The sequence below is a fragment of the Nonomuraea sp. NPDC050536 genome, from assembly GCF_044457685.1.
GTDB lineage: Bacteria > Actinomycetota > Actinomycetes > Streptosporangiales > Streptosporangiaceae > Nonomuraea.
The window spans coordinates 422,628-443,880 of record NZ_JBITHD010000007.1; the positions used below are offsets into that span (position 1 = coordinate 422,628).

22 protein-coding genes and 1 tRNA gene are annotated in these 21,253 nt (G+C 68.0%); 11 read left to right on the forward strand and 12 right to left on the reverse strand.

All coding sequences use genetic code 11. The annotated features are described in order from the left end of the window. Positions 1-123: 123 nt before the first annotated feature. Complete coding sequence (locus ACIBHX_RS22810) at positions 124-1,044, reverse strand: cyclase family protein (RefSeq protein WP_397069192.1); 921 nt, start codon at positions 1,042-1,044, stop codon at positions 124-126. A 338-nt stretch (positions 1,045-1,382) separates the two neighbouring features. Then, positions 1,383-2,021, reverse strand: coding sequence for a phosphotransferase (locus ACIBHX_RS22815; RefSeq protein ID WP_397069193.1), 639 nt, complete (start codon positions 2,019-2,021; stop codon positions 1,383-1,385). A 51-nt stretch (positions 2,022-2,072) separates the two neighbouring features. Between ACIBHX_RS22815 and ACIBHX_RS22820 the strand changes: the two genes are divergently transcribed. Beyond that, positions 2,073-2,201, forward strand: a complete 129-nt coding sequence (locus tag ACIBHX_RS22820) for a hypothetical protein (protein ID WP_397069194.1) — start codon at positions 2,073-2,075, stop codon at positions 2,199-2,201. A gap of 341 nt (positions 2,202-2,542) precedes the next feature. Then, the gene (locus ACIBHX_RS22825; RefSeq protein WP_397069195.1) at positions 2,543-3,175 is read left to right on the forward strand and encodes a site-specific integrase; all 633 of its coding nucleotides are present in this window, start codon (positions 2,543-2,545) and stop codon (positions 3,173-3,175) included. 617 nt (positions 3,176-3,792) lie between these two features. Here ACIBHX_RS22825 and ACIBHX_RS22830 read toward each other — a convergent pair. After that, positions 3,793-4,344 carry a hypothetical protein gene (locus ACIBHX_RS22830; RefSeq protein ID WP_397069196.1) on the reverse strand — a complete coding sequence of 184 codons (552 nt, stop codon included), beginning with the start codon at positions 4,342-4,344 and terminating at the stop codon, positions 3,793-3,795. Positions 4,345-5,041: 697 nt separating this feature from the next. Between ACIBHX_RS22830 and ACIBHX_RS22835 the strand changes: the two genes are divergently transcribed. The 3 genes from ACIBHX_RS22835 (at position 5,042) to ACIBHX_RS22845 (ending at position 8,635) form a co-directional block, all read left to right on the forward strand. Beyond that, positions 5,042-5,584 (forward strand): hypothetical protein, encoded by a 543-nt coding sequence (locus ACIBHX_RS22835; protein WP_397069197.1) that lies wholly within the window; start codon positions 5,042-5,044, stop codon positions 5,582-5,584. 346 nt (positions 5,585-5,930) lie between these two features. After that, a complete protein-coding gene (locus ACIBHX_RS22840; RefSeq protein WP_397069198.1) occupies positions 5,931-6,854 on the forward strand; it encodes a hypothetical protein in 924 nt (307 codons plus the stop codon). Further along, entirely contained in the window at positions 6,851-8,635 is a 1,785-nt protein-coding gene (locus tag ACIBHX_RS22845; protein WP_397069199.1) for a hypothetical protein, read from the forward strand. Before ACIBHX_RS22840 ends, ACIBHX_RS22845 begins: the two co-directional genes overlap by 4 nt. 243 nt (positions 8,636-8,878) lie before the next feature. Here ACIBHX_RS22845 and ACIBHX_RS22850 read toward each other — a convergent pair. The 7 genes from ACIBHX_RS22850 to galU all read right to left on the reverse strand — a co-directional run bounded on the left by ACIBHX_RS22850 (position 8,879) and on the right by galU (position 13,466). Further along, a tRNA-Ala gene (locus ACIBHX_RS22850) sits at positions 8,879-8,955 on the reverse strand. Positions 8,956-9,004: 49 nt separating this feature from the next. Further along, the gene (locus ACIBHX_RS22855) at positions 9,005-9,565 is read right to left on the reverse strand and encodes a hypothetical protein (protein WP_397069200.1); all 561 of its coding nucleotides are present in this window, start codon (positions 9,563-9,565) and stop codon (positions 9,005-9,007) included. A gap of 184 nt (positions 9,566-9,749) precedes the next feature. Then, complete coding sequence (locus tag ACIBHX_RS22860; RefSeq protein ID WP_397069248.1) at positions 9,750-10,403, reverse strand: GNAT family N-acetyltransferase; 654 nt, start codon at positions 10,401-10,403, stop codon at positions 9,750-9,752. 46 nt (positions 10,404-10,449) lie between these two features. Beyond that, positions 10,450-10,926, reverse strand: a complete 477-nt coding sequence (locus ACIBHX_RS22865; protein ID WP_397069201.1) for a molybdenum cofactor biosynthesis protein B — start codon at positions 10,924-10,926, stop codon at positions 10,450-10,452. Beyond that, positions 10,923-11,393 carry a cyclic pyranopterin monophosphate synthase MoaC gene (moaC, locus tag ACIBHX_RS22870; RefSeq protein ID WP_397069202.1) on the reverse strand — a complete coding sequence of 157 codons (471 nt, stop codon included), beginning with the start codon at positions 11,391-11,393 and terminating at the stop codon, positions 10,923-10,925. Before moaC ends, ACIBHX_RS22865 begins: the two co-directional genes overlap by 4 nt. Further along, a complete protein-coding gene (gene glp / locus ACIBHX_RS22875; RefSeq protein WP_397069203.1) occupies positions 11,390-12,577 on the reverse strand; it encodes a gephyrin-like molybdotransferase Glp in 1,188 nt (395 codons plus the stop codon). Before glp ends, moaC begins: the two co-directional genes overlap by 4 nt. After that, on the reverse strand, positions 12,564-13,466 hold the full coding sequence (gene galU, locus ACIBHX_RS22880) for a UTP--glucose-1-phosphate uridylyltransferase GalU (protein WP_397069204.1): 903 nt from the start codon (positions 13,464-13,466) through the stop codon (positions 12,564-12,566). The genes glp and galU overlap by 14 nt, the downstream gene beginning before the upstream one ends. Before the next feature lie 24 nt (positions 13,467-13,490). On the opposite strand from galU, the gene ACIBHX_RS22885 reads away from it, so the two are divergent. The 3 genes from ACIBHX_RS22885 to ACIBHX_RS22895 all read left to right on the forward strand — a co-directional run bounded on the left by ACIBHX_RS22885 (position 13,491) and on the right by ACIBHX_RS22895 (position 15,940). Then, positions 13,491-14,060 carry a 5-formyltetrahydrofolate cyclo-ligase gene (locus ACIBHX_RS22885; RefSeq protein WP_397069205.1) on the forward strand — a complete coding sequence of 190 codons (570 nt, stop codon included), beginning with the start codon at positions 13,491-13,493 and terminating at the stop codon, positions 14,058-14,060. A gap of 24 nt (positions 14,061-14,084) precedes the next feature. Beyond that, positions 14,085-15,590, forward strand: coding sequence for a potassium/proton antiporter (locus tag ACIBHX_RS22890; protein ID WP_397069206.1), 1,506 nt, complete (start codon positions 14,085-14,087; stop codon positions 15,588-15,590). 68 nt (positions 15,591-15,658) lie between these two features. Next, complete coding sequence (locus ACIBHX_RS22895; RefSeq protein ID WP_397069207.1) at positions 15,659-15,940, forward strand: FmdB family zinc ribbon protein; 282 nt, start codon at positions 15,659-15,661, stop codon at positions 15,938-15,940. On the opposite strand, the gene ACIBHX_RS22900 is transcribed toward ACIBHX_RS22895, so the two are convergent. Continuing rightward, positions 15,937-17,904: an MFS transporter gene (locus ACIBHX_RS22900; RefSeq protein ID WP_397069208.1), complete on the reverse strand. Its 1,968-nt coding sequence runs from the start codon at positions 17,902-17,904 to the stop codon at positions 15,937-15,939. The two genes, ACIBHX_RS22895 and ACIBHX_RS22900, sit on opposite strands and share 4 nt — an antisense overlap. Before the next feature lie 146 nt (positions 17,905-18,050). Here ACIBHX_RS22900 and ACIBHX_RS22905 point away from each other — a divergent pair, with 146 nt between their 5' ends. Genes ACIBHX_RS22905 through mscL form a run of 3 tightly spaced genes read left to right on the forward strand, consistent with a single transcriptional unit; the run spans position 18,051 to position 19,843 of the window. After that, positions 18,051-18,857 (forward strand): S-methyl-5'-thioadenosine phosphorylase, encoded by an 807-nt coding sequence (locus ACIBHX_RS22905; RefSeq protein ID WP_397069209.1) that lies wholly within the window; start codon positions 18,051-18,053, stop codon positions 18,855-18,857. After that, positions 18,854-19,417, forward strand: coding sequence for an SAF domain-containing protein (locus ACIBHX_RS22910; RefSeq protein WP_397069210.1), 564 nt, complete (start codon positions 18,854-18,856; stop codon positions 19,415-19,417). Before ACIBHX_RS22905 ends, ACIBHX_RS22910 begins: the two co-directional genes overlap by 4 nt. 27 nt (positions 19,418-19,444) lie before the next feature. Then, positions 19,445-19,843, forward strand: a complete 399-nt coding sequence (gene mscL / locus ACIBHX_RS22915; RefSeq protein WP_397069211.1) for a large conductance mechanosensitive channel protein MscL — start codon at positions 19,445-19,447, stop codon at positions 19,841-19,843. On the opposite strand, the gene ACIBHX_RS22920 is transcribed toward mscL, so the two are convergent. Further along, entirely contained in the window at positions 19,840-20,874 is a 1,035-nt protein-coding gene (locus ACIBHX_RS22920) for a D-alanyl-D-alanine carboxypeptidase family protein (protein ID WP_397069212.1), read from the reverse strand. The genes mscL and ACIBHX_RS22920 overlap by 4 nt on opposite strands. Between the last annotated feature and the right edge of the window lie 379 nt (positions 20,875-21,253).

Here is a 21,253-nt window from a genome sequence, read left to right on the forward strand (position 1 = left end):
CCCCGCCTTGAGGCGCTCGTGCCGCCTGGTTCCCGACCAGCACGGCGTGTCCTCGCCGACCATGACCGCGTTCCAGGTGCGGGCCGGGTCCTTCATGGCGTCGCACCCCCTCGTGAACCGCGGTCAGAATGTGGCGATCGGGTTGACCGGGCTGCCGGACGTACCGGCGAAGCGGACCGGCGCGACTGCGAGGTGGAAGTCCCACTGGCCGAGCTCGGCAGCCGTCGTCGCGCACGCCTCCAGGTCGCAGTTGTCGAGCATCCACAGACCCATAGCGACGAGGCTCACGGCGTGAACCGGCATCAACACGTCTTCGTACCCCGATGGCTGAACGTCCTGGGGGGTGTCAGCGCCGATCAGCGCGACCTCCCGTTCATGCAGCCACGGCAGGCAGGACGCGTGCCAGCCGGCCTGAGTGAAACCGCTGGCCGCACCGGTCTCGTGCCGGACGCGGCCATAGCCGGTCCGCAGGAGTACCGCATCGCCGGATCGCACCCGCACACCCTGGCGACGCTCGGCTTCCTCGAGATCGTCGGGCAACACACCCTGCCCCGGTTCCAACCACGGCACATCCCGCACGCTCGCAATGTCCAGCAGGACACCACGCGTGATGATCCCGTTCGCCGCCGCCGTGACGGACGCCCACGCCGATCCCGTTGCGGCGTCGACCAGCGAGTGCGACCGCCCGTTGTACATCGTGCCGTCCCAGAAGATGTGGCACGGCGAGTCGACGTGGGTGAGGGTGTTGCCGTGGAACGTGATGCCGAGCCGCTCGGACGAAAAGCCCCAGCGCCGGTCGTTGCGGAATCCCGGCACCGGCATGTTCTCGGCACCCGGCATGTCGGCGGCGCACGGGCAGGTCGTCGTCGACCGCTCCATGTCTTCCGGTACGGCAACCTCCCATGCGCACGACACGCTCCTGCCGTGGCGCACGGCCCGCGCCGCCGCCAGCCGGACGTCGTCGGTGATGTGGTTCAGAGTGCCGAGCTCGTCGTCGTCGCCCCACCGTCCCCAGTTCGACAGGGTGTTGAAGTACCCGAGCACGTCGTCCTGTGTAGGCATCGGTCGCCCTGCCGTCATCCCAGCATCGACTCCTCCGGTCACGTGGTTGAGGCACCGCAGGCAGGGTATCCCGCCCTCTCCTTTGATATGACCTCGCCGGGGCCGGAGAGACGGTGTGAGCAACCTCGATCCAACCCCCGGCGAAGCCCATGTCAATCCCCATCCATTACGCACAGAACTTCTGGATAGGCGCTTAGAACTGGTCTATGCAAAGAGATCAAGTTCAAGCGAGAGGCTTCACTTGTCCGAACTGCGACGAGCGGCGGCGAACATCGCGGCCCGGGAAGGAGCGAGGCTGCATACACGCGGCCACGGAGCCGTTAGTCGATCAGATGCCGGTTGGCCCGGCTCCACGCGACACGGGCGCGGAGCTCGTCCAGATGCCCTTCGGCAACCCAGGTGGCCTGGGGCTCGTGGCCCTGCTCGGCTAGGCGTCGAACAGCGTCGACGTCCTGTTCTTGAACGGTGATGACGGCATCGACCAGGCCCGCCGTGTCGGTCAGACCGTACGCGCCGGCGAACACCTCCAGGCGGCGACGCCGGTCGGGTGGCTCGGGGTAGCGCAGCCAGCGCAGGCACTCGGTATCGTCGCGGAACGGAGCGACGTATTCGAGTGCGTAGGCGACATCATGTCGGCGCGGCGCCGGACGGGCGTGGTCCCAGTCGATGATTCCGATCGGCCGACCACCGCTCCAGACGACGTTCCAGGGGCCGAAGTCACCATGGCAGACCACCTCATCTCCCACCGATCCATCGGTCGTGGTCGACGAGCACGTCGTCTCAGCAGGGCGGTACCTGGCAACAGCATCGTGGTAGTCGCGCAGCAGGTGGGCGAAGGGGATCAGTCCGCGGTCATCGATGACTTTGGCCCAGCCATCCGGTCCAGACTCCCCGCCGATCCAGGTCAGACACGTCCGGTGAAGGTCCAGAACGGCGAGCACGACGCCTTCTGCTCCCACCGGACCACCTTCAGACCGTGCTCTACATTCACCACATCCAAGGAGCTCGTCTTGCGTCGTTTCAGCGTCGTTATCGGAGCCGTGCTCACCGCCGCCACCGCGCTCACCCTGGCCGCTCCTGCCCATGCCGACACCACACCGGCACAGCCCGACGCCACTGCGATCGAGTACGGGCTGTAGAGCGTCCACAAGCCAGCCGCCGCAAGAAGCCGAGATGGATCCGGCGGCCGAGGTTGACCGATGCCGAGGCGGTGTGTGGCCGTGGCGCAGGTGCATATTGACACGTCCTCGCCCGTGGCCCGCCACATGCGCCGTGAAGCGCCGACTTGTGAGGGTGCGGTTCGTGGCCGGGGTAGCCGCCCGTAGCGTGCCGTAGGACGCCGGGTGGGATGGCTCGTGAAGCGGGCCATCCGGCAGGCTCAGGCAGATCAGGTGCTCAGGAACGTTGCCGAACTGGTCACCGCGCCCACAGGCACCGATGGACACCCAGCAAGGCACTCACCCAACAACAGGCAGAGGCGGTGCTCAAGGCCGCAGAGCCTTCCGAGCTTCACGCCTACGTGGTCATCAGCCTCAATACGGGCATCCGTACCGAGGAAGCCCGTGCACTGCGCTGGGATCACGTCGTCGCCTGGATACCTGACCTCAAGAAGTGGCAACCGGTGACCGAGGTTGGGTTCAAGCACAAGAGGTTCGCCATCTACGTATGGCGCGCCGACCGAGTAGGAGGTGACACCAAAACCCGCAAATCACGGCGCACGCTGGAGCTGCCCAAGCTGGCCACTCAGGCACTCCGACAGCACCACGCCCGACAAGCCGCCCGCAAGCTCAAGGCGGGCGACGCATGGCAAGATCACAACCTGGTGTTCTGCACAAGCATCGGGACTCCGCTCGACGCGGCGAACGTGCGGCGGTCATTCCGCAGGATCACCAAGAAAGCAGGGATCGGAACCGAGTGGCGTCCTCGCGAGCTGCGCCACTCGTTCGTCTCGATCATGAGCGACCAGGGCGTACCCATCGAGACCATCGCCGATCTCGTCGGGCACGCGGGCACCAGCGTCACGGAAGCCGTGTACCGGCACCAGCTCAGACCGGTGATCACCAAAGGTGCCCACACGATGAACACCATCTTCGGCGACAGCCGACACGGGTAGAGAGTCCGAGTGAGATGGCTCCCCGACTGGCTCCCATCGACTTCCAGACATGAAAAAGGGCTCTGGATCAACTCCAGAACCCCTTTTCACCTGCATCTTCTTGGTGGGGTGTTCACGAGTGTGCTTGAGCAGGGATGGAGTCGGTACCTGGAAGATCGCTTCCCGCGCTCGTCGTGATCGTTTCCCGGAGCCCGTATCGGTGCGTTCGCGTTTCCTGCGCCGATACCTGAGCTCGTGGGTTGTAGAGCTGTGGCGTTATGAGGGAAGCCAGGAGGGCCACCACGGTAGAACGCAATCGCCCCGGGGCGCCTCGGCGGCCACGTCGTACAGAGGGGTCCGAGCAATCTCGGAAAATCCAACGGATGTGGGCCTGACCTGCATGGATAGAGCTTTACCGGCCATCCAAGTGATCATATTTTCCCAAGGAGTCTCCGCAGGTCAACAGCAACATCGTTGGACTCACGGCCCTACTACCGGGGCCCCTCTATGGGCGAGCCCAGCCACGCTCCAGCGACGGCACCAAGCGGGTCAGGCCCGAGCCGCCTGAGCACTCCTGCCACCGCCCGGCGCGACGGCGTGCAGGCGTTCGTCCTGCAGCTTCATGCCACCCCGCGTGGTCACCAGCGAGCGCGAGCCAGCACGCCGGCCAGTTCCGGATTGTTCCAGCTGTCCACGACAAGGACCTTCTCCTTGGGGAGATACCACAGGCGCTGGGTGAAGCGCTTGACCGTCTTATTGGTCTTGAAGGAGTAGCACTCCCCCGCCCACTCCCTGTACTGGGCCTTTCGCGCGCCCACCGGCCGGAACCCGTTCACCAGGGGCCTGTCCGACGGGAATCGCTCACCGTGGTCGGTGTCCGACCTGAACCGGCAGGCGTTCACGCCGGTTCCGGGCGCGAATTGCCGGTCGGTGCGGTACCCCTTCATGTCATTCCCGCCCTTGATCGTCTTGGCGCCCACCAGCTCGAAACTCGGACAGTTGACCTTGTTCTTGCCACACTTCTCGGTCGTGACCGTCAGCCAGTCGGGGTTGACGGTGAGGCGACGCACGGTCCATCCATCGGGCACGGTCAAGGTCATGCCGCTGAAGGTGATCGTCTTGGTCTGCGCCGCAGCCGGAGCAGCCGGGGCCGCCGCAAGGAGTGCCACCAGGGCCGCGGCTACCGTCATCGTCTTGATCATGCGCAATTAGAGTGTCGATCTGCCCGAAAAGTTGCGACCTACCGCCAGGTCGTCGTCGGTGACTGGCACGAACTCCGCCACCGTCTCCACCGCGGCCGCCAGTCGGTGATTGATCCACCAGACCGACAACCGGACAGCCTCGCCTCGACCGCTGGATTCCGCATGCTCAGCGGCCGGTTCCTCACGCGCTCCCAGCGGCCTGACACCACCAGCGCCCTCCGTCCCAGCCGCCACTCGAGCCAGAACCGGCTCATCCAGCGGCCTCGAGACCCCGGAAAACACGAGATCCCGTCCGATCCAGATGATCGGATGACCTCCTGCTGGATCTGGTCGCCGAGCCCGATCTGTCGCGCATCCGATGGAAGGATGTGGAGGAGTATGAGCATGGTCGCCGGCTCGGGCTGATCGATGATCGGTCGCATCAGGGTGTTCTCGCGGCTCGCGAGGAAGTAGTCGGGCTGATCGAGTCGCGACAGGGGCCCTTCGCGCAGGACTGGTCGCCTCTGCCCTCGGAGGACTGGCGAACGCCCGTGCTGCCTGATGATGTTCGGCCTGGCGATGTGAACTCAGGCCTTTGGATCAGTTAGTCATCCGGCAGGCATCTGGATGCAGGTGTTGATCTTGGTTGTGGTAGTGACTGCCAGAACTTCCCCGCTTACAGTGTGGAGTTGTCGGACCACATGGCGTGAAGCAGATCGGGTGGGCGCATCTGCGCTCTTTCGTGGAGGCGGATGTGACGTCACTGCTGGATCGTTTGTCCCAGGCCGAGGCGGCTGCCGCAGAGAAGGCGGCCACGCTGCGCGAACAGCTCGCCGTCGCAGAGGAAGAGCTGCGGCGTCTGTCTATTACGCGCGAAACGGTCCTGACCCTGTCCACCCAAGACGACGAGCGCGAGGCGAAGGCCGTGCGAGGCGATCCCGCGCAACCGTCGGACGGTCACGAAGATAAGCCGGGGAACCCAGAGGGGCCCGTCGAAGTGGCGACTCTGCCGCTGCTGCGGGGGGTTCGCCGGCAGACGGTGGCGCTGCTGGCCACAGCTCAAAGACCGATGCGGGTCCGGGACGTGGTGGTGGCGCTCGGCCAATCGGACGATCGAGGGAAGGTCGAGTCGATGCGGTCGCGGTTGCTACGACTGGCTGCCGACGGGTGGCTGGTGCGCTGCGAGGGCGGTACTTACGCGATCGCCTCGGGCGTGAATGGCAACGCCCCGGCCTGGGAGGTTGATTGATCGTTAATCCCTGATCGCGGCCATGCCGTGAGCGAGCAGGGTGCCGCCGAGGGATCAGCTCGGCGGCACCCGAGGTTGCGTGAGCACCCTCCAGGTTCTAACTGACAGTGGCTCGCGCACTCCCGAGAGTAACCCGGATGGGATGTCTTGAGGAGAGGCGTCGAGCCTGGATTTCGCCTGCCCTGCCGCTGGGAGAGACGGGCGGGAAGGATCGGCGATGCCCTCACCAGGGCGAAAACATGTCCGCCGCAGGTCAGCTTCCACCGGATCCGCCGGGCGGGACAGGCCAGAGCCGGACGGACAGCCCAGCCTCCAACTGGGCGATGGTGGCCACTATGGGTGGGGTGTGACCCTCGACGCGGAAACCTCGGCCACGATCACCGGCTACCGCCCGCAGAAAGCTCCGCCAGAGTGGGACCACATCTGCGGGCATGTGCGGATGCTGGTCGCCGCCAGCGCTGAGCGCTCCCCCTACCGGGTGGAACGGCTGCTCACCGCGACCACCCGGCTGGCCGTGTGGTGTCACCGCTCCGGCCTGCCGGACAACCCGGAGGTGTGGTTGCGACACGAGACGATCGACGCGTTCGTCCTGACCGGCTGCACCGACCTGGCCCCCAGTTCGGCGCAGACCTACCGGTCCTGGCTGCGGCACATGCGCGCCACGCTGGCCTGGCTGGAACGCGGTGAGCAGACCCCGCCACCGATGAGAGCCCCGACGACCGTGAGCACGCCATACTCGACGGCGCAGCTCGGCAGATTGCGCTCGTGGGCCGAACACCTGCCCGGCCAGGCAAGCCTTGATGCGCTCGCGCTGATGGCGCTCGCGTTCGGCTGCGGACTGGCGCCCCGCGAAGTGATCGCGGTCCAAGGCTGCCACCTGCGGCGCCTGGATTCGGGCGCCGTCGTGGTCCACGTCCCGGGCACCACACGGCTGATCGTCTGTCGCGCGGCCTGGGAGAACACCCTGTTCGACCTTGCCCAGCGAGCGGGCGACGGATACTTGTTCCGGCCCCGCCGCACCGCCCGGCACGCCAAGAACCTGGTCAGCTCCTGGAACGTCCGCCACCGGCCCACCGGCAACCTGCCCGACCTGTCGGTACGCCGGCTGCGCGTCTCCTGGATCGTCGAACTGCTGACCGCCCGGATCCACCTGGACGCGGTGGCTGAGGCAGCCGGGATGAGCACCTCCGCACTGGCCCGCTACCAACGTTTCGTCCCCGCCCTGGACGAACAGACCGCGGTCGCGCTGCTGCGCGGCCGCACCGGTTGAGTACGGCGAAGCCACGCGCCTGGCCTCCGCATACCATCCGCGCCCAATCCGCTCGCCCCCGGCCGCCTGCCAAGCAGGCGATGCAGGTCCCCGACGCCGTCGCAGACCACTACGCCCGCCTGCTGGACGCCTCCGGCGTGATGACGTTGATCGAAGACGAACTCGGTGTCCGCCCCGGACCGGCCGGGCTTCCAATCCGGGCTGTGCTTGTCTGCCTGCTGATCTCCATCCACTACACCGGCAAGGCCGTCCTGGCTCAAGCCTGGCGACTGGCCGACTTCTCGCTGTCGTCCACCGCCCGCTGGCGCCTCGAGCTCAACCCCGACCGGCCGCACCCCGACGACATCCTCGGCTGCGAGGCCAGCAGTCAACGCTTCTACCGGGCTTTCGACCGGCTCACCAGCCTGCTGGACCCCGCCCGGCACGACCGACGGACCCGTCTGGCTCAGCACGAGGCCGACCAGGTCTCCGAAGCCTGGGACGACGACGATCCCGAACACCGGCGCAAACGCGAGCTGCTGCAACAGGTCGTCACCTGGCTTGTGCTCACCCCGGTCAGATGGGCCAAGGGCCGCGGCTACCTGGCTGGCTTCCATGGTGATGTCGGCATCGACGGCACTGCCGTTCCAGTCTTCGCCCGTCCGCCCAAAACCAGCCGCTCCACCGGCGAGCTCTTGGCCTCCACCGAGATCACCGCGGGCTGGCACCACTCCGCCGGCGGCGATCCACCGGAGTTCGGCTACAGCGCCACCCTCACCGTCGCCGCCCGCACCCGCTCGGTCCTCGGTTCCTTCCCGCAACTGGCACTCGGCCTGGTCGTCGACACTCCGCACAAGCGCATTGGCGCCAACGCCATCACCACCCTGCGCCCCCTGGCCGAACTCGGCCTGCCAAGGCGGTTCGCCGCCGTCGACCGCGCCTATACCGACCAGACCCCTGAACACTTCGCTCATCCGATCCGCCAGCTCGGCTACCGGCTCGCTCTGGACTACAAGGTCGAGCAGCGCGGCGTCCAGGGAAGCGTCCATGGCGCGTTGCTCATCGACGGCTCCTTGGCCTGCCCCCTCATCCCCGACCGGCTGGCCACTGCCACCACCGGCCTGGACGACCAGGTTGTCCGCACCCCGCCCGAGGAACTCACCCAGTTGATCACCGCGCGGGAGCCGTACTTCCTCCGGCGCAAACAGAGCGCAGACACCCGCGGCGCGGTGCGCCTGCAATGCCCAGCGGCGGGCACCTCGCCCTCGCTCACCTGCCCCCGCTTCGAGCGCCTCCACCGGCCCGCACCGGCCCGACCCGCCAGCGTGGATCTGTCCGACGCCCGCGCCCGCGCGGCCCACCCGGCAGCCAAGCCCCGCGTCCTGCCACCATCGCCAGACCAGTCGCGCGACGACCTGCCCAAGATCTGCCACCAGCAGACCATCACCCTGCACCCCACCGATCTGGGATACCGGGACAAGCTCCGCCAGGACCTTCCCTACCTGAGCCCGTCCTGGACCGGCACCTACAAAACCGTCCGCGCCATGACCGAGGGCATCAACGGCCGCGTGAAGAGCTTCGACATCGATCTCGGCGACCCGAAGAACCGGCTCGCCCACGGCCGCGTCGCCCAGACCATCCTCACCGCTCTGATGGTCGCCGTCGCCAACGACCACTTCCTTGATGCGTGGCGGCAGACCCACCAGCCGGAACCCGTCCCAGCCGATGTCGTTCCCGAGCCGGGCGTCGACCGTCCGCAAGAGCAGCCCAGACCTACTGGAAAGCCTCCGCCGGACGGTTAAGCCACAAACCGGTTCATCAAGGCCCAGCATCCCGCCAGCCGCAGGCTTCGCCATGCCCACCAGGCCATTACCACGCCCACACGGCCGCGTGACAGCACCAGAGCTTCTCATCTCGTCGGCTCCCGGAGCCCAAACCAGGACGAACCAGGTTCGGAAAACCCCTGAAACGACGAGATCCCATCTGATCGGGATGATCAGATGGGATCTCGTCAACCTTGGCCAAGCCGTCTTAACAACGGCTCCTGGTGGAGATGAGGGGATTCGAACCCCTGACCCCTTCGATGCGAACGAAGTGCGCTACCGGACTGCGCTACATCCCCAAGGACTCGACCAGGTTAGCAAACTCCGAGAGGTTCTCGCGCCATCCACTCAGTCCCCCACCGCCCGCCGTGGCGGCTCGGCGTACTGATCGAAGAGCACATCCGAATGATGGGCCGCGAATTCGATGATCTCCGCCTCCGCCTGCTCGGCCGCGAGCTCCGCCGCCCGCCGCTGGTCGCGCAGGCGACGCGCCCGGTCCGCGCGGAGCTTGGCGGCACGCTCGCGCCGCTCCCTGTCCACGTTGACCGCGATGCGCAGGAAGGCCATGTACGTCACCATGAACACGCCCGACGGCGCCACGCCCCACCACGGGATCATCTTGACCGCGGCCGTGACGACCGAGGCGATCACCAGGAGCGCGGTGAAGAACAGCAGCCTCCGCCGGCGCGCCACGATGATCGCGCGACGCCGTGCGCGGAACTGCCGCGGGTCGATCGGCGGTTCGGGGACGACCTCGATCTCACCGGTCTCACCGAGTTCGACGGAGGCGGACTCCGAAGCCGACTCCTCCAGCTGCGTCAGATCCGGGATCTGATGCTCGCCCGTGTAGTACTCCTCCTCGAGCTCAGCGAGCTCCGCGAGGTTGGTCTTGTCCCGGCGCAACCACATCGGTACCAGGACACAAAGCCACATCACGACAATGAGGAGATAGAGGAAGGCGCTGCTCACGACCACCTCCAGGCAGCATGAAGACACCTGGGCGTTCTTGGCGTCTTCGATGTGCTCACGTCACGCACCGTAAGACCGCGTGTCACTAATTGACGAGCATTCGATGCGGTGTGTCGCGAGATCGTCAAACCTCTTCTACCGGAGACCCACCGTGAGCGGCTGACTCACGGGCGCGACGCCACTGCACGAGAAGCCCGCCGGGAACATCTTCGACGGTCAACGCATAGCAAATGTGGTCGCGCCAGGCTCCATCGATGTGGAGTTGACGACGCCGAATGCCTTCTTCCCTGAAACCGAGCTTCTCAACCACTCTTCGACTGGCCTGATTCTCGGGACGGATGTTCGCCTCGAGCCGGTGCAGGCCCGTCGTGAAGAAGCAGTGATCGACCGCCATCGCCAGCGCGGTGGGCGTAATGCCCTGCCCGGCCAGCATCCCGTCGATCCAGTACCCCACCTGGGCGGATCGGGCGGATCCCCACACGATGGCGCCGACGGTCAGTTGCCCGGCGAACCGCCCGTTGTGGGTGATGACCCACGGCAGCGCGAGCCCCTGGCGCGCCTCGCGGCGCAGGGTGCCGACCATGGAGACGTACGGCCCGAGCCCGGTCCTGAAAAGGGGCGTCTCCGGATTGCTCGGCTCCCAGGGGCGCAGCCAGTCGGCGTTGCGCAGCCTGGTCTCGCGCCATACACGCACGTCACTCAGCCGCAGCGGCCGCAGGCCAACTGGCCCCTCGCTCAGAGTCGCCGGCCAACCACGAAGTCGATCCACATCTCTCATCATCCCCCCATCGGGGTCCATGTCGCCACGGATCAGCACCCGCGTATCAGCGCGGGTGATCGCCTCCGCGTATCTGGTCCACCGCGTGCTGAAGGACGGGAGCCAGTACGGCGAGGCCGTCGCGGACGCCGCCCGAGGAGCCAGGCAAGTTGACGATCAGCGTGTCGCCCGCCTGACCCGCCAAGCCGCGGGAAAGGATGGAAGCCGGGACTTTGTCACGGTTCGCCTGCCGGATGGCCTCGGCTATGCCGGGTATCTCCCGAGAAATCACTCGGGCGGTCATCTCCGGCGTCCGATCGGTGGGCGTCAGCCCGGTGCCTCCGGTGGTGACGACCACGTCATATCCCCCGGAGACCCCGTCCCGCAGAGCCCCTTCGACCGGCTCCCCATCGGGCACCACGACCGGCCCGTCCACGACGCACCCGGCGTCCTCGAGCAGCGAGACCAGCAGCGGCCCCGACTTGTCCGGATAGACCCCGGCCGAGGCCCGGTTCGACACCGTCACCACCAATGCGCGGATCATGAGCGAGTCCAGCGACCGGTCTTGCCGCCGAGTTTCTCCTCGACGCGCACATCCGTGATGACCGCGGCCGGGTCGACCGCCTTGACCATGTCGATCAGCGCGAGCGCCGCCACGGTCACCGCGGTCAGCGCCTCCATCTCCACGCCGGTACGGTCGGCCGTCTTGACCACGCAGGTGATCTCCACCCCCGAGTCGACGACCTCGAGCGACACCTTCACCCCGTGCAGCGCGATCGGATGGCAGAGCGGGATCAGGTCGGGCGTCCGTTTCGCGCCCATGATGCCCGCGATCCTGGCCACCCCGAGCGCGTCGCCCTTGGGCACCTCTCCCGAGCGCAGCAGCGCGACACATTCGGGCGACAGCAGCACCCGCCCGGTCGCGGTGGCCTGGCGGGCGCCGACGTCCTTGGCTGACACGTCGACCATCCGGGCGGCGCCCGTCTCGTCCAGGTGGGTGAACTCGCTCATAGCGGCATCACCTGCACAGCGGTCCCCGAGGGCACCTCGGTCGTGTCCTCGGGCACCACGATCAGCGCGTTCGCCGAGGCGAGCGCGGCCAGCTGGTGCGACCCCTGGCCGTGCACGGGCGTGACCGTGCCGTCGTCGGCCAGGACGCCCCGCAGGTAGGACCGGCGGCCTGCCGGGGACCGCAGGGATGCCAGGACGTACGCGGTCACGGTCTCCGGCGGTCCGGCCGGCAGGCCGCGCATCTTCCGCAAGGCCGGCCGTACGAACACCATGAAGGAGACGTACGACGAAACGGGGTTGCCGGGCAGCGCGAAGATCGGGATCTGGTCGTCGCCCACCACGCCGAAGCCCTGCGGCATGCCGGGCTGCATGGCGACCTTCTCGAATCGAACCGTGCCAAGCGGCGACAGAGCCTCCTTGACCGGCTCGTAGGCGCCCATGGAGACGCCGCCGCTGGTGATGATCGCGTCGGCGCGCACCAGCTGGGCGTCGAGCTGGTCGAGGAAGACCGCCGGGTCGTCGCCGACCGTGGCCGCGCGGAAGCCCTCTCCGCCCGAGTCGCGCACGGCGGCGGTGAGCGTGAAGCTGTTGGAGTCCCAGATCTGGCCTGGCCTTAAGGCCGTACCGGGCTCCACCAGCTCGGCGCCGGTGGACAGCACCACGATGCGCGGGCGAGGGCGTACCCAGACGCGGCGGCGTCCGACCCCGGCGATGATGCCGAGCTGGGCGGGGCCGATCACCGTGCCGGGCTTGAGGACGACCTCCCCGGCCTGCACGTCCTCGCCGGCCCGGCGGATCGCGTTGCCGACCTGGACGGGCCGGTTGATGGTGACCTGCGCCGTGCCGCCGTCGGTCCACTCCACCGGCACGACGGCGTCCGCCCCGGCGGGCACTGGGGCGCCCGTCATGATGCGGACGGCATGGCCTGGGCCGACGGCCCGCAGCTCGTCCGACCCGGCCGCGACGTCGTCGACGACCGGCAGCGTGACCGGGACACCGGAGACGTCGGCGGCGCGTACGGCATAGCCGTCCATGGCGGAGTTGTCGAAGGGCGGCAGCGGCACCGGCGAGGACACCTCCTCGGCCAGCGTCGTGCCCAGCGCCCGCTCCAGCTCCAGCTCGAGCGGCGCCAGGGTGCGCACCGTGGCCAGGATGTCAGCCAGGTGCGCGTCAACCGATTTCATCGAGGAACTCCCGCAACCACGGGACGAACTCCGGCGCCAGGTCCGGCCGGTCGGCCGCGAACTTGACCACCGTGCGCAGGTAGTCGAGCTTGTCGCCGGTGTCGTAGCGGCGCCCGCGGAACAGCACGCCGTGCACCGGCCCGCCCTCGTGCGAACCGCGCGAGGCCAGCGTGCGCAGCGCGTCGGTGATCTGGATCTCGCCGCCGCGGCCCGGCGGGGTGTTCTCCAGCACCTCGAAGATGGCCGGGTCGATGACGTAGCGCCCGATGATCGCCCAGTTGGACGGCGCCTCCTCCATCGGCGGCTTCTCGACCAGGTCGGTGACCCGGACGACGTCCTCTTCCGAGGTGGGCGAGATGGTGGCCACGCCGTACATCGAGGTCTGCTCGCGCGGGACCTCCATCAGCGCGATGACGCTGCCGCCGTAGGTGCTGCGCACCTCGATCATGCGTTTGAGCAGCTCGTCGCGGTGATCGATGAGGTCGTCGCCGAGCAGGCAGGCGAAGGGATGGTCGCCGACGTGCTGCTTGGCGCAGAGCACGGCGTGGCCGAGGCCCTTGGGCTCGCCCTGCCGTACATAGTGCAAGGTCGCCAGTGAGGCGGGCTCGCGCACCTGCGACAGCCGTTGCTCGTCGCCCTTGGCCTCGAGCGTGGCCTCGAGCTCGAAGGCCACGTCGAAGTGGTCCTCGATGGAGCGCTTGTTCTTGCCGGTGACCATGAGGACGTCGAGCAGACCGGCGGAGGCCGCCTCCTCGACGACATACTGGATCGCGGGCTTGTCGACGATGGGCAACATCTCCTTGGGTGTTGCCTTGGTCGCCGGTAGGAACCGGGTGCCCAGACCCGCGGCGGGCACGACGGCTTTCGTCACAGGGTCGAAGTCAGCCATGAGTAGACCCTAGTGGAGGTATCTGTGGACAAGACGAAGCTGCGCCGCCAACTGATTGAGGCGCGCACCTCCCTATCCCCCGAGGAGCGACGGGCAAACGCGACAAGCATCCGTGAAACCCTCCTAGATCAGCCGTGGGTGCAGATGGCCGGGCTGGTTGCCTGCTATTGGTCTACAGGTAGCGAGCCCGACACGCACGGCTTGGTCTTCGCCCTGTGGAAACACGGTGCAACCGTCATCCTGCCTGTGCATAAAGAGGATGACGATCTGGACTGGGCGGTCTATGACGGCCCGGACACGCTCGCACGCGGACGTTCCGGGATCATGGAGCCCATAGACACCCGCCGCGGTGTCGACGCCATCCGCACGGCCGCCCTGGTGATCGTCCCGGCTCTGGCCGTCGACCGGCGGACGGGGGTACGGCTGGGCCGCGGCGGCGGCTCCTACGACCGGGCTCTGGCCCGGGTGGGACCGAACGTGCCCACGGTCGCTCTGCTCCACGAGGGCGAGCTGCTGGAGGGGATCCCGGCGGAGCCGCACGACCAGGCCGTCCGTTTTGCGGCGACACCTTCGGGACTCACTAGGCTTATGTGACCGAAAGTACGAGAGGGGGGCCAGATGACGTTGAATGTCTGGCTCCTTCTCGGTGCCGCGATCGTCATCGCGGCGATCGCGTCCGTGCGGGTGGCGCATCGCAGCGGTCTGCCCAGCCTTCTGCTGTTCCTGGCGTTCGGCCTGCTCCTGGGCGAATCGGGGCTCGGCATCCCCTTCGACAACCCCGAGCTGGCCCAGCAGATCGGGCTGACCGCGCTGGCAGTGATCCTGGCCGAAGGTGGTCTGACGACCAACTGGCACCACGTGCGCGGGGCGGTGCCGCTAGCGCTGATCCTGGCCACGCTGGGCGTCGCGGTCAGCATCTTCGTGGTCGCGCTGGCCGTGTTCGGGCTGCTCGACATGAATCTGCAGGCCGCGCTGATCCTCGGCGCGGTGCTCGCCTCCACCGACGCGGCGGCGGTCTTCTCCGTTCTGCGCAGGTTGCCGCTGCCGCCACGACTCGCGGGGATTCTGGAGGCGGAGTCCGGTTTCAACGACGCGCCCACGGTCATCGCGGTGGCGCTGCTCAGCAACACCGGCACGCACGTGCCGAGCGCCGGCATGTTCGTCCTGGAAACCGGCTACGAACTGCTCATCGGCGCCGCCGTCGGGCTCGCCGTGGGGCCCGCCGGGGCTTTCGCCCTGCGCCGGGTGGCCTTGCCGGCTTCGGGCCTGTATCCGATCGCGGTGCTCGCACTGACCTTCGTCTCGTACGGCGGGGCGGCGCTGCTCCACGGATCCGGATTTCTCGCCGTGTATCTGACGGCGTTGATCCTGGGCAACTCCCGCCTCCCGCACCGGGCCGCGACCCGCGGATTCGCCGAGGGCGCCGCCTGGCTGGCCCAGATCGGCCTGTTCGTCATGCTGGGGCTGCTGGCCAGCCCGGCCGAGATGCCCTCCGCCATCGTGCCGGGCCTGATCGCGGGAACGGTCCTGGTGCTGCTCGCCCGCCCCATCTCCGTGCTGCTCAGCGCGCTGGTGGCCCGACTGGCGCGGCTGGGCAGGGTGAACCTGCGCGAGCAGGCGTTCCTGTCGTGGGCCGGCCTGCGCGGAGCGGTGCCGATCGTGCTGGCCACGATCCCCTGGGCGGCCGGAGTGCCGGGTTCGAAGGTCATCTTCAACGTGGTCTTCGTGATCGTCATGGTGTTCACGCTGCTCCAGGGCCCGACGCTGCCCTTCGTCGCCCGGCTCCTGGGGGTGGCGGCGCCCGCTGAGGCGCACGACCTGGAGGTGGAGTCCGCGCCGCTGGAGGAGCTCAACGCCGACCTGCTGCAGATCAAGGTGCCTCCCGGCTCCCAACTGCACGGCGTGGAGATCTTCGAGCTGCGCCTGCCCGCCGGAGCGGCGATCACTCTGGTCGTGCGGGAGGGCAAATCGTTCGTCCCCTCGGGCACCACCCAGATCATGGAGAACGACCAGTTGCTGGTCGTCGCCACCGCCGCCTGCCGCGATCAGGTCGAGCGCCGCATGCGCGCCGTCAGCCGCCGCGGCAAGCTGGCCGGTTGGTACGGCGAGCGCGGAGTGGAATAGGTGTTTGACCGTATCGGTTACCATTAGCAGTCTCAAAGCTCGAGTGCCAGAGCGTGAAGGAGGAGCGCGTGCCGACCTATCAGTACGCCTGCAACGACTGCGGTGAGCAGCTCGAGGTCGTCCAGAAGTTCACGGACGACGCCCTGACCGTTTGCCCCAACTGCCAGGGAAACCTCCGCAAGGTGTTCTCCGCGGTGGGCATCGTCTTCAAGGGCTCGGGTTTCTACCGCACCGACAACCGCTCCTCGTCGACGTCCACCTCCACGACGACGCCCTCGTCGTCGAAGTCCGAGAGCAAGCCGTCCACCGAGACGAAGTCGACCCCCGCTCCCGCCGCCGCCTCCAACTAGTCAGGCCGGTCGGCGTGCGCGCCGAGCAGTTCAGGCGTGAGCTTGTCGAGCAGCTGCTCCAGCTCGGGGCACGGACCCCAGTCGGCCACGAGCTTCTGCAAACCGTCGCGTGAGTGGCGCAGGAGCGCCTGCGCGGCCGCGTCACCCACGGGGGTCAACCTCAGCGACTCGCCATCCGGCGAGCGCTGCACCAGCCCTGCCTCGATGAGCTGGTCAACGTACGCTCGCCCTTCCTCTCTGCTGATCTCGGCGCGTTCGGCCAGGTCGTCGGCCTGGACCCAGCCCTCGCCGCCGAGCCTGGCGATCACCCAGACGCCCTGCGGCGGTATGCCGTCCAGCCCCGCCAGCGCCCCGAGCCTGTCGTAGTAGCCTCTGCGCAGGTCGGCATTGGCCAGCCGTACCAGCCCCCGCTCCACCTCAGCGAGCGAGGAGCGCTCCGCGGACGTCGCGCCCAGGCCCTCGCCCAGGTCGGAGGCCTTCGTCGTCTCCCTGAGGCGCTGTTCGGGGATGAACCAGCTCAGCAGGAACGCCACGAACAGGACCGGCGTGCCCACCCGGAAGACAGTGGCGATCGAGCCCGCGTAGATGTGCAGGAAGTCGGCGGCCAGCTGCGGCGGCAGCTTCTGTATCGCGGTCGGGTCCTGCTGGACCGTGGCCGGGTCGAACCCCGCCGGCAGTTTGGTGGTCGCCAGCAGTCTGGCAAGGTCGTCGTTGAGCGTGCTTGCGAAGACCGAGCCCAGCGTGGCCACGCCGAACGAGCCGCCGATCGAGCGGAAGAACGTCGCGCCCGAGGTGGCGACGCCGAGGTCCTTGAACTCGACCGCGTTCTGCACGACGATCACCAGCACCTGCATGGTCATGCCCAGCCCGATGCCGAGTACGAGCAGGTAGACGCCCATGATGAACAGGCTGCTGTGCTCGGTCAGCGTCGACAGCAACCCCATCCCGACCGTGGCGATGCCGGTGCCGGCGATGGGTAGGAAGCGGTACCTGCCTGTCCTGGAGATGATCTGCCCGCTGACGATGGACATCAACAGCATGCCCGCCATCATCGGCAGCAGGTGCACGCCGGACAGCGTCGCGCTCACGCCGTGGACGGTCTGCAGGTAGAGAGGCAGGTACGTCAGCGCGCCGAACATGCCGAACCCCACCACGAACCCGACGATCGACGTCATGCTGAACGCGCGCAGCTTGAACAGCCCGAGCGGCATCACCGGCTCGGCGGCCCGCCGTTCGACGAGACCCCAGGCCACCAGCAGCACCAGCGCGGCGACGGCCAGCCCGATGATGACCGGGCTGTTCCAGGCGTAGATCGTGCCGCCCCAGGTCGCGATCAGGACCAGGCAGGACGTGGCGGCGCCGAGCAGCACCACTCCCGCGTAGTCGATCTTGTGGGTGGTCCTGGTGTCGTCGCCGGGCAGCACGGCGACGATCACCACCAGCGCGATCGCCCCCAGGGGCAGGTTGATGTAGAAGACCCAGTGCCAGGACAGATGGTCCACGAACAGGCCGCCGAGCAGCGGGCCGATGACGCTCGACACCGCGAAGACCCCGCCGAACCAGCCCTGGTACTTGCCGCGGTCGCGCGCGGAGACGACGTCGCCCACGATGGCCTGCGCCAGCACCATCAGCCCGCCGCCGCCCAGCCCCTGCAGCGAGCGGAAGGCGATCAGCTGGCCCATGCTCTGGCTCAGCCCGCACAGGGCCGACCCGATCAGGAAGATCACGATCGCGGCGATGAACAGCCTCTTACGGCCGAACTGGTCGCCCAGTTTGCCCCACAACGGCGTGGACACGGTGGAGGCCAGCATGTAGCCGGTGACCACCCACGACAGCTGCTCCAGGCCACCGAGGTCACTGACGATGGTGGGCAGCGCGGTGGACACGATCGTCTGGTCGAGCGCCGCCAGCAGCATGCCGAGCATGAGCGCGACGATGATCAGGCCGAGACCCCGTTGCCGCATGATGATCCTCCCCTGCGGCGATATTACTCTGCGCGTTTTCGTGGCCACTTCCGGTTATCCACAGGTGAACCGATCTTGCCTGGCTGTCCACAGAACGCCGTTCTCCTCCTGCCGTGCCCTCGCGCCATGCCACTAATCTCGGCGCCATGGTCAATCGCGCAGACATCGGCGTCATCGGTGGATCCGGCTTCTACTCCCTGCTCGACGACGCCGAGGAGGTCCAGCTCAGCACGCCGTATGGCCCGCCGAGCGACGTCGTCACGGTGGGCAGGATCGGCTCGCGTTCCGTGGCCTTCATCCCTCGGCACGGGCGCGGCCACCAGTTCCCGCCACACCGTATTCCCTATAGGGCCAACCTCTGGGCGCTGCGCTCGCTGGGCGTGCGCCAGGTGCTCGCCCCGAACGCGGTCGGCTCGCTGCGCGCCGAGTACGGGCCGGGCGCGATCGTCGTCCCCGACCAGATCGTCGACCGCACCTCCGGCCGCGCGCAGACCTACTACGACGCCGGCGGCGCCGTCCACGTCTCCTTCGCCGATCCTTACTGTCCCTCCGGCCGCGAGGTGGCGGTGGCCGCGGCCCGCTCCGGCGACTGGCAGACCGTCGACGGCGGCACGCTCGTGGTCATCGAGGGCCCGCGCTTCTCCACCCGCGCCGAGTCCCAGTGGTTCGCCGCCAACGGCTGGACCATCGTCGGCATGACCGGCTACCCCGAGGCCGTCCTGGCGCGCGAGCTGGCCCTGTGCTACACCTCCCTGGCCCTGGTGACCGACCTCGACGCGGGCGTGGAGGCCGGTGGGGGCGTCACCCACGAGGAGGTCATGGCCTTCTTCGCGGAAAACGTCGCCCGCATGCGCACTCTGGTCTCCGCCACGGTCGAGGCCCTGCCCGCCGAGCGCACCTGCGAGTGCGGCTCGGCGCTCGACGGCATCAAGCTGCCCTTCGAGCTGCCGTGAGCTGGGCGCGCCGCTTCGCCCGCCGCCGGCGCCTCATCGCCTCCGTCCTGACCGGCCTGGCCGTGCTGACGGCCCTGCTCGCCGTACGGCCGGCCGCCCCGGACCCGATCCTGGTCGCGGCGCGGGACCTGGCTCCCGGCGTGCTCGGACCCGGCGACCTGCGAGCGGTGCCGGTAGACCCGCCGCCCGACGGCGCCCTGCGATCGGGCGGCGTCGGCCAGGTGCTGGCCACCGCCATGCGCAGGGGCGAGCCGCTGACCGACGCCCGGCTGCTGCCGTCGATGCCACTGCCGCCCGGCACCGTGGCCGCGCCCGTGCGCATCGCCGACCGCGACGCGGTCCGGCTGATCGCGCCTGGGTCGATCGTGGGCGTGCTGGCCGCCTGGGAGGGGCAGAGCGCGCAGCTGGTGGCCGACGACGTCAGAGTGGTCACGATCCCGGCGAGCAGGGACGAGCACGGCGCCTTAGTCGTACTGGCGGCCACTCCTACCCAGGCCGGTCAGCTCGCCGCGGCGCAGGCGGGAGGGAGTTTGTCGATCATGATCAAGCCATCACTCTGAGTAATTGACCAGCTACGATCATGTGTCATGAGTGGATTCAAGAAGTTCCTCATGCGGGGCAACGTCATCGACCTGGCCGTGGCGGTCGTCATCGGCGCCGCGTTCACCGCCGTCGTGAACTCCTTCGTGAAGGATCTGCTGACGCCGCTGATCTCGGCGCTCGGCGGCATGCCCGACTTCTCGACACTGAAGTTCACGATCGGCCGCTCCAGTTTCCTCTACGGCGACTTCATCAACGCCGTGCTGTCGTTCCTCATCGTCGCGGCGGTGGTCTACTTCCTGATCGTCATGCCCTACACCCACTTGAAGGATCGCGCCGAGGCACGTCTGGAGGTGATCACGCGCGAATGCCCCGAATGCCTGTCTGAGATCCCCAAAGCCGCCTGCCGCTGCGCGCAGTGCTGCGCGGAGGTCAGCCCGGTCTAGAGGACCGAGTCGATCTTCGGGTTGTACTCCCAGTGCCACGGCTCGAACGGGCTGCTGTAGGCCCAGGCAGGATGGAACCAGCCGTACTTCTTGGAGTTCTGCTCCATCCACCTGAACTGGGCGGAACCGGGGTTCTGCACGCCTCCGCACAGGTCGGCGGCAAGCCCGAGCCCGTGGTTGCTGCGCCCGGGCACAGCGGCGAACCCCGGGCGACGGTAGTAGACCGACTGCTGCTCGCTCAGGCTGCGGTAGGCCGAGGTGACACAGATCTGCTTGCCGAACTGCCGGCGGTAGGCCTCGTTCAGGCTGACGAACGCGATCGTGGCATCCGCCCGGAGCATGAAGCCCTTCTGCTGCAGCGGGCACAGCATCGCGCGCGGGATCAGCCCGTTCGGGTAGTCGTTGGCCGTGGCCGCCTGCAGCGGGTTGCACCCGAGCGCGGCCTTGCCCACCTTGTCGATCTTGATGCCCAGCTTCACCAGTGCATCGGTCAGCGACTTCACGATCTTGTCCGAACGCTGCCTCAAGGTGTCGATCTCCGCGGCCATCTGAGCCTCGGCCAGCAGGTTGCTCGCCCGAAGATCCTGCGCCTGCGCGGCCAGCTGCTCGGTCTGCGTGTAGAGCTGGCTGGTCTGCTCGACCGCCTGCTGCCGTTCAGCCACGATCTGCCCGACGTCGGTCATCGCCCGCAACGTCCCGGCGCCGGCGTCACCGGACACGAACGGCGCGATCCCGTCCGCGCCCACCGGCTGCTCGTACAACAGCTCGGCCATCTGGGAGACGGGCTGCCTGACCTGCGCCAGCTGCTGCTCGGTGGTTTGCAGGGAGCGCAGCTTGTCCTTCAGCTGCTTCTCGGAGGCGGCGATGTCGCTCCTGCGCTTCTCCAGCGCTTTGGTGGCGTCCTCGAGCTCCTTGGCCGACTGCTCGGCCTGCTTACGCAGCGCGGTCAGGCCGGCGGGGTCCTTGGGCGTTTCGGCCAGACTTTCGGACAGGGGTGCGGCATGGGCCGCGGGCGCGCAAAAGGAAGTCATCGCCATGACGACCGCGATCAGACCTGCTGATCGAGCGGATGGCACGTTCGACTCCTCCGTTTGCGAACTCGTTACCTGGGTCAGGCACGCACGTTACTACAGCCCCCCGCGTGCCCGGACCGAACTCCAGAGAGCCGCTATGTTCCGAAAGCCCCATTTCATCCACCAGCAGGGAGAAGTACGGCAAGCCTTTGCGGCCACCCCCCTGACTCCCCACCGAACCCACGACCCACAAGGCTGTATGAACAAGCCACGCCGCCCCAGCCACCTACTTGGCCCAGCGACCCACCCAAGCCCACCTAGTCGCCCAGCCAGGCTTCCGCCGGGCCAAGGCATGCCCACGCTCAGGCCCCCTAGGCCGAGCGTCCCAGCGGCCCGC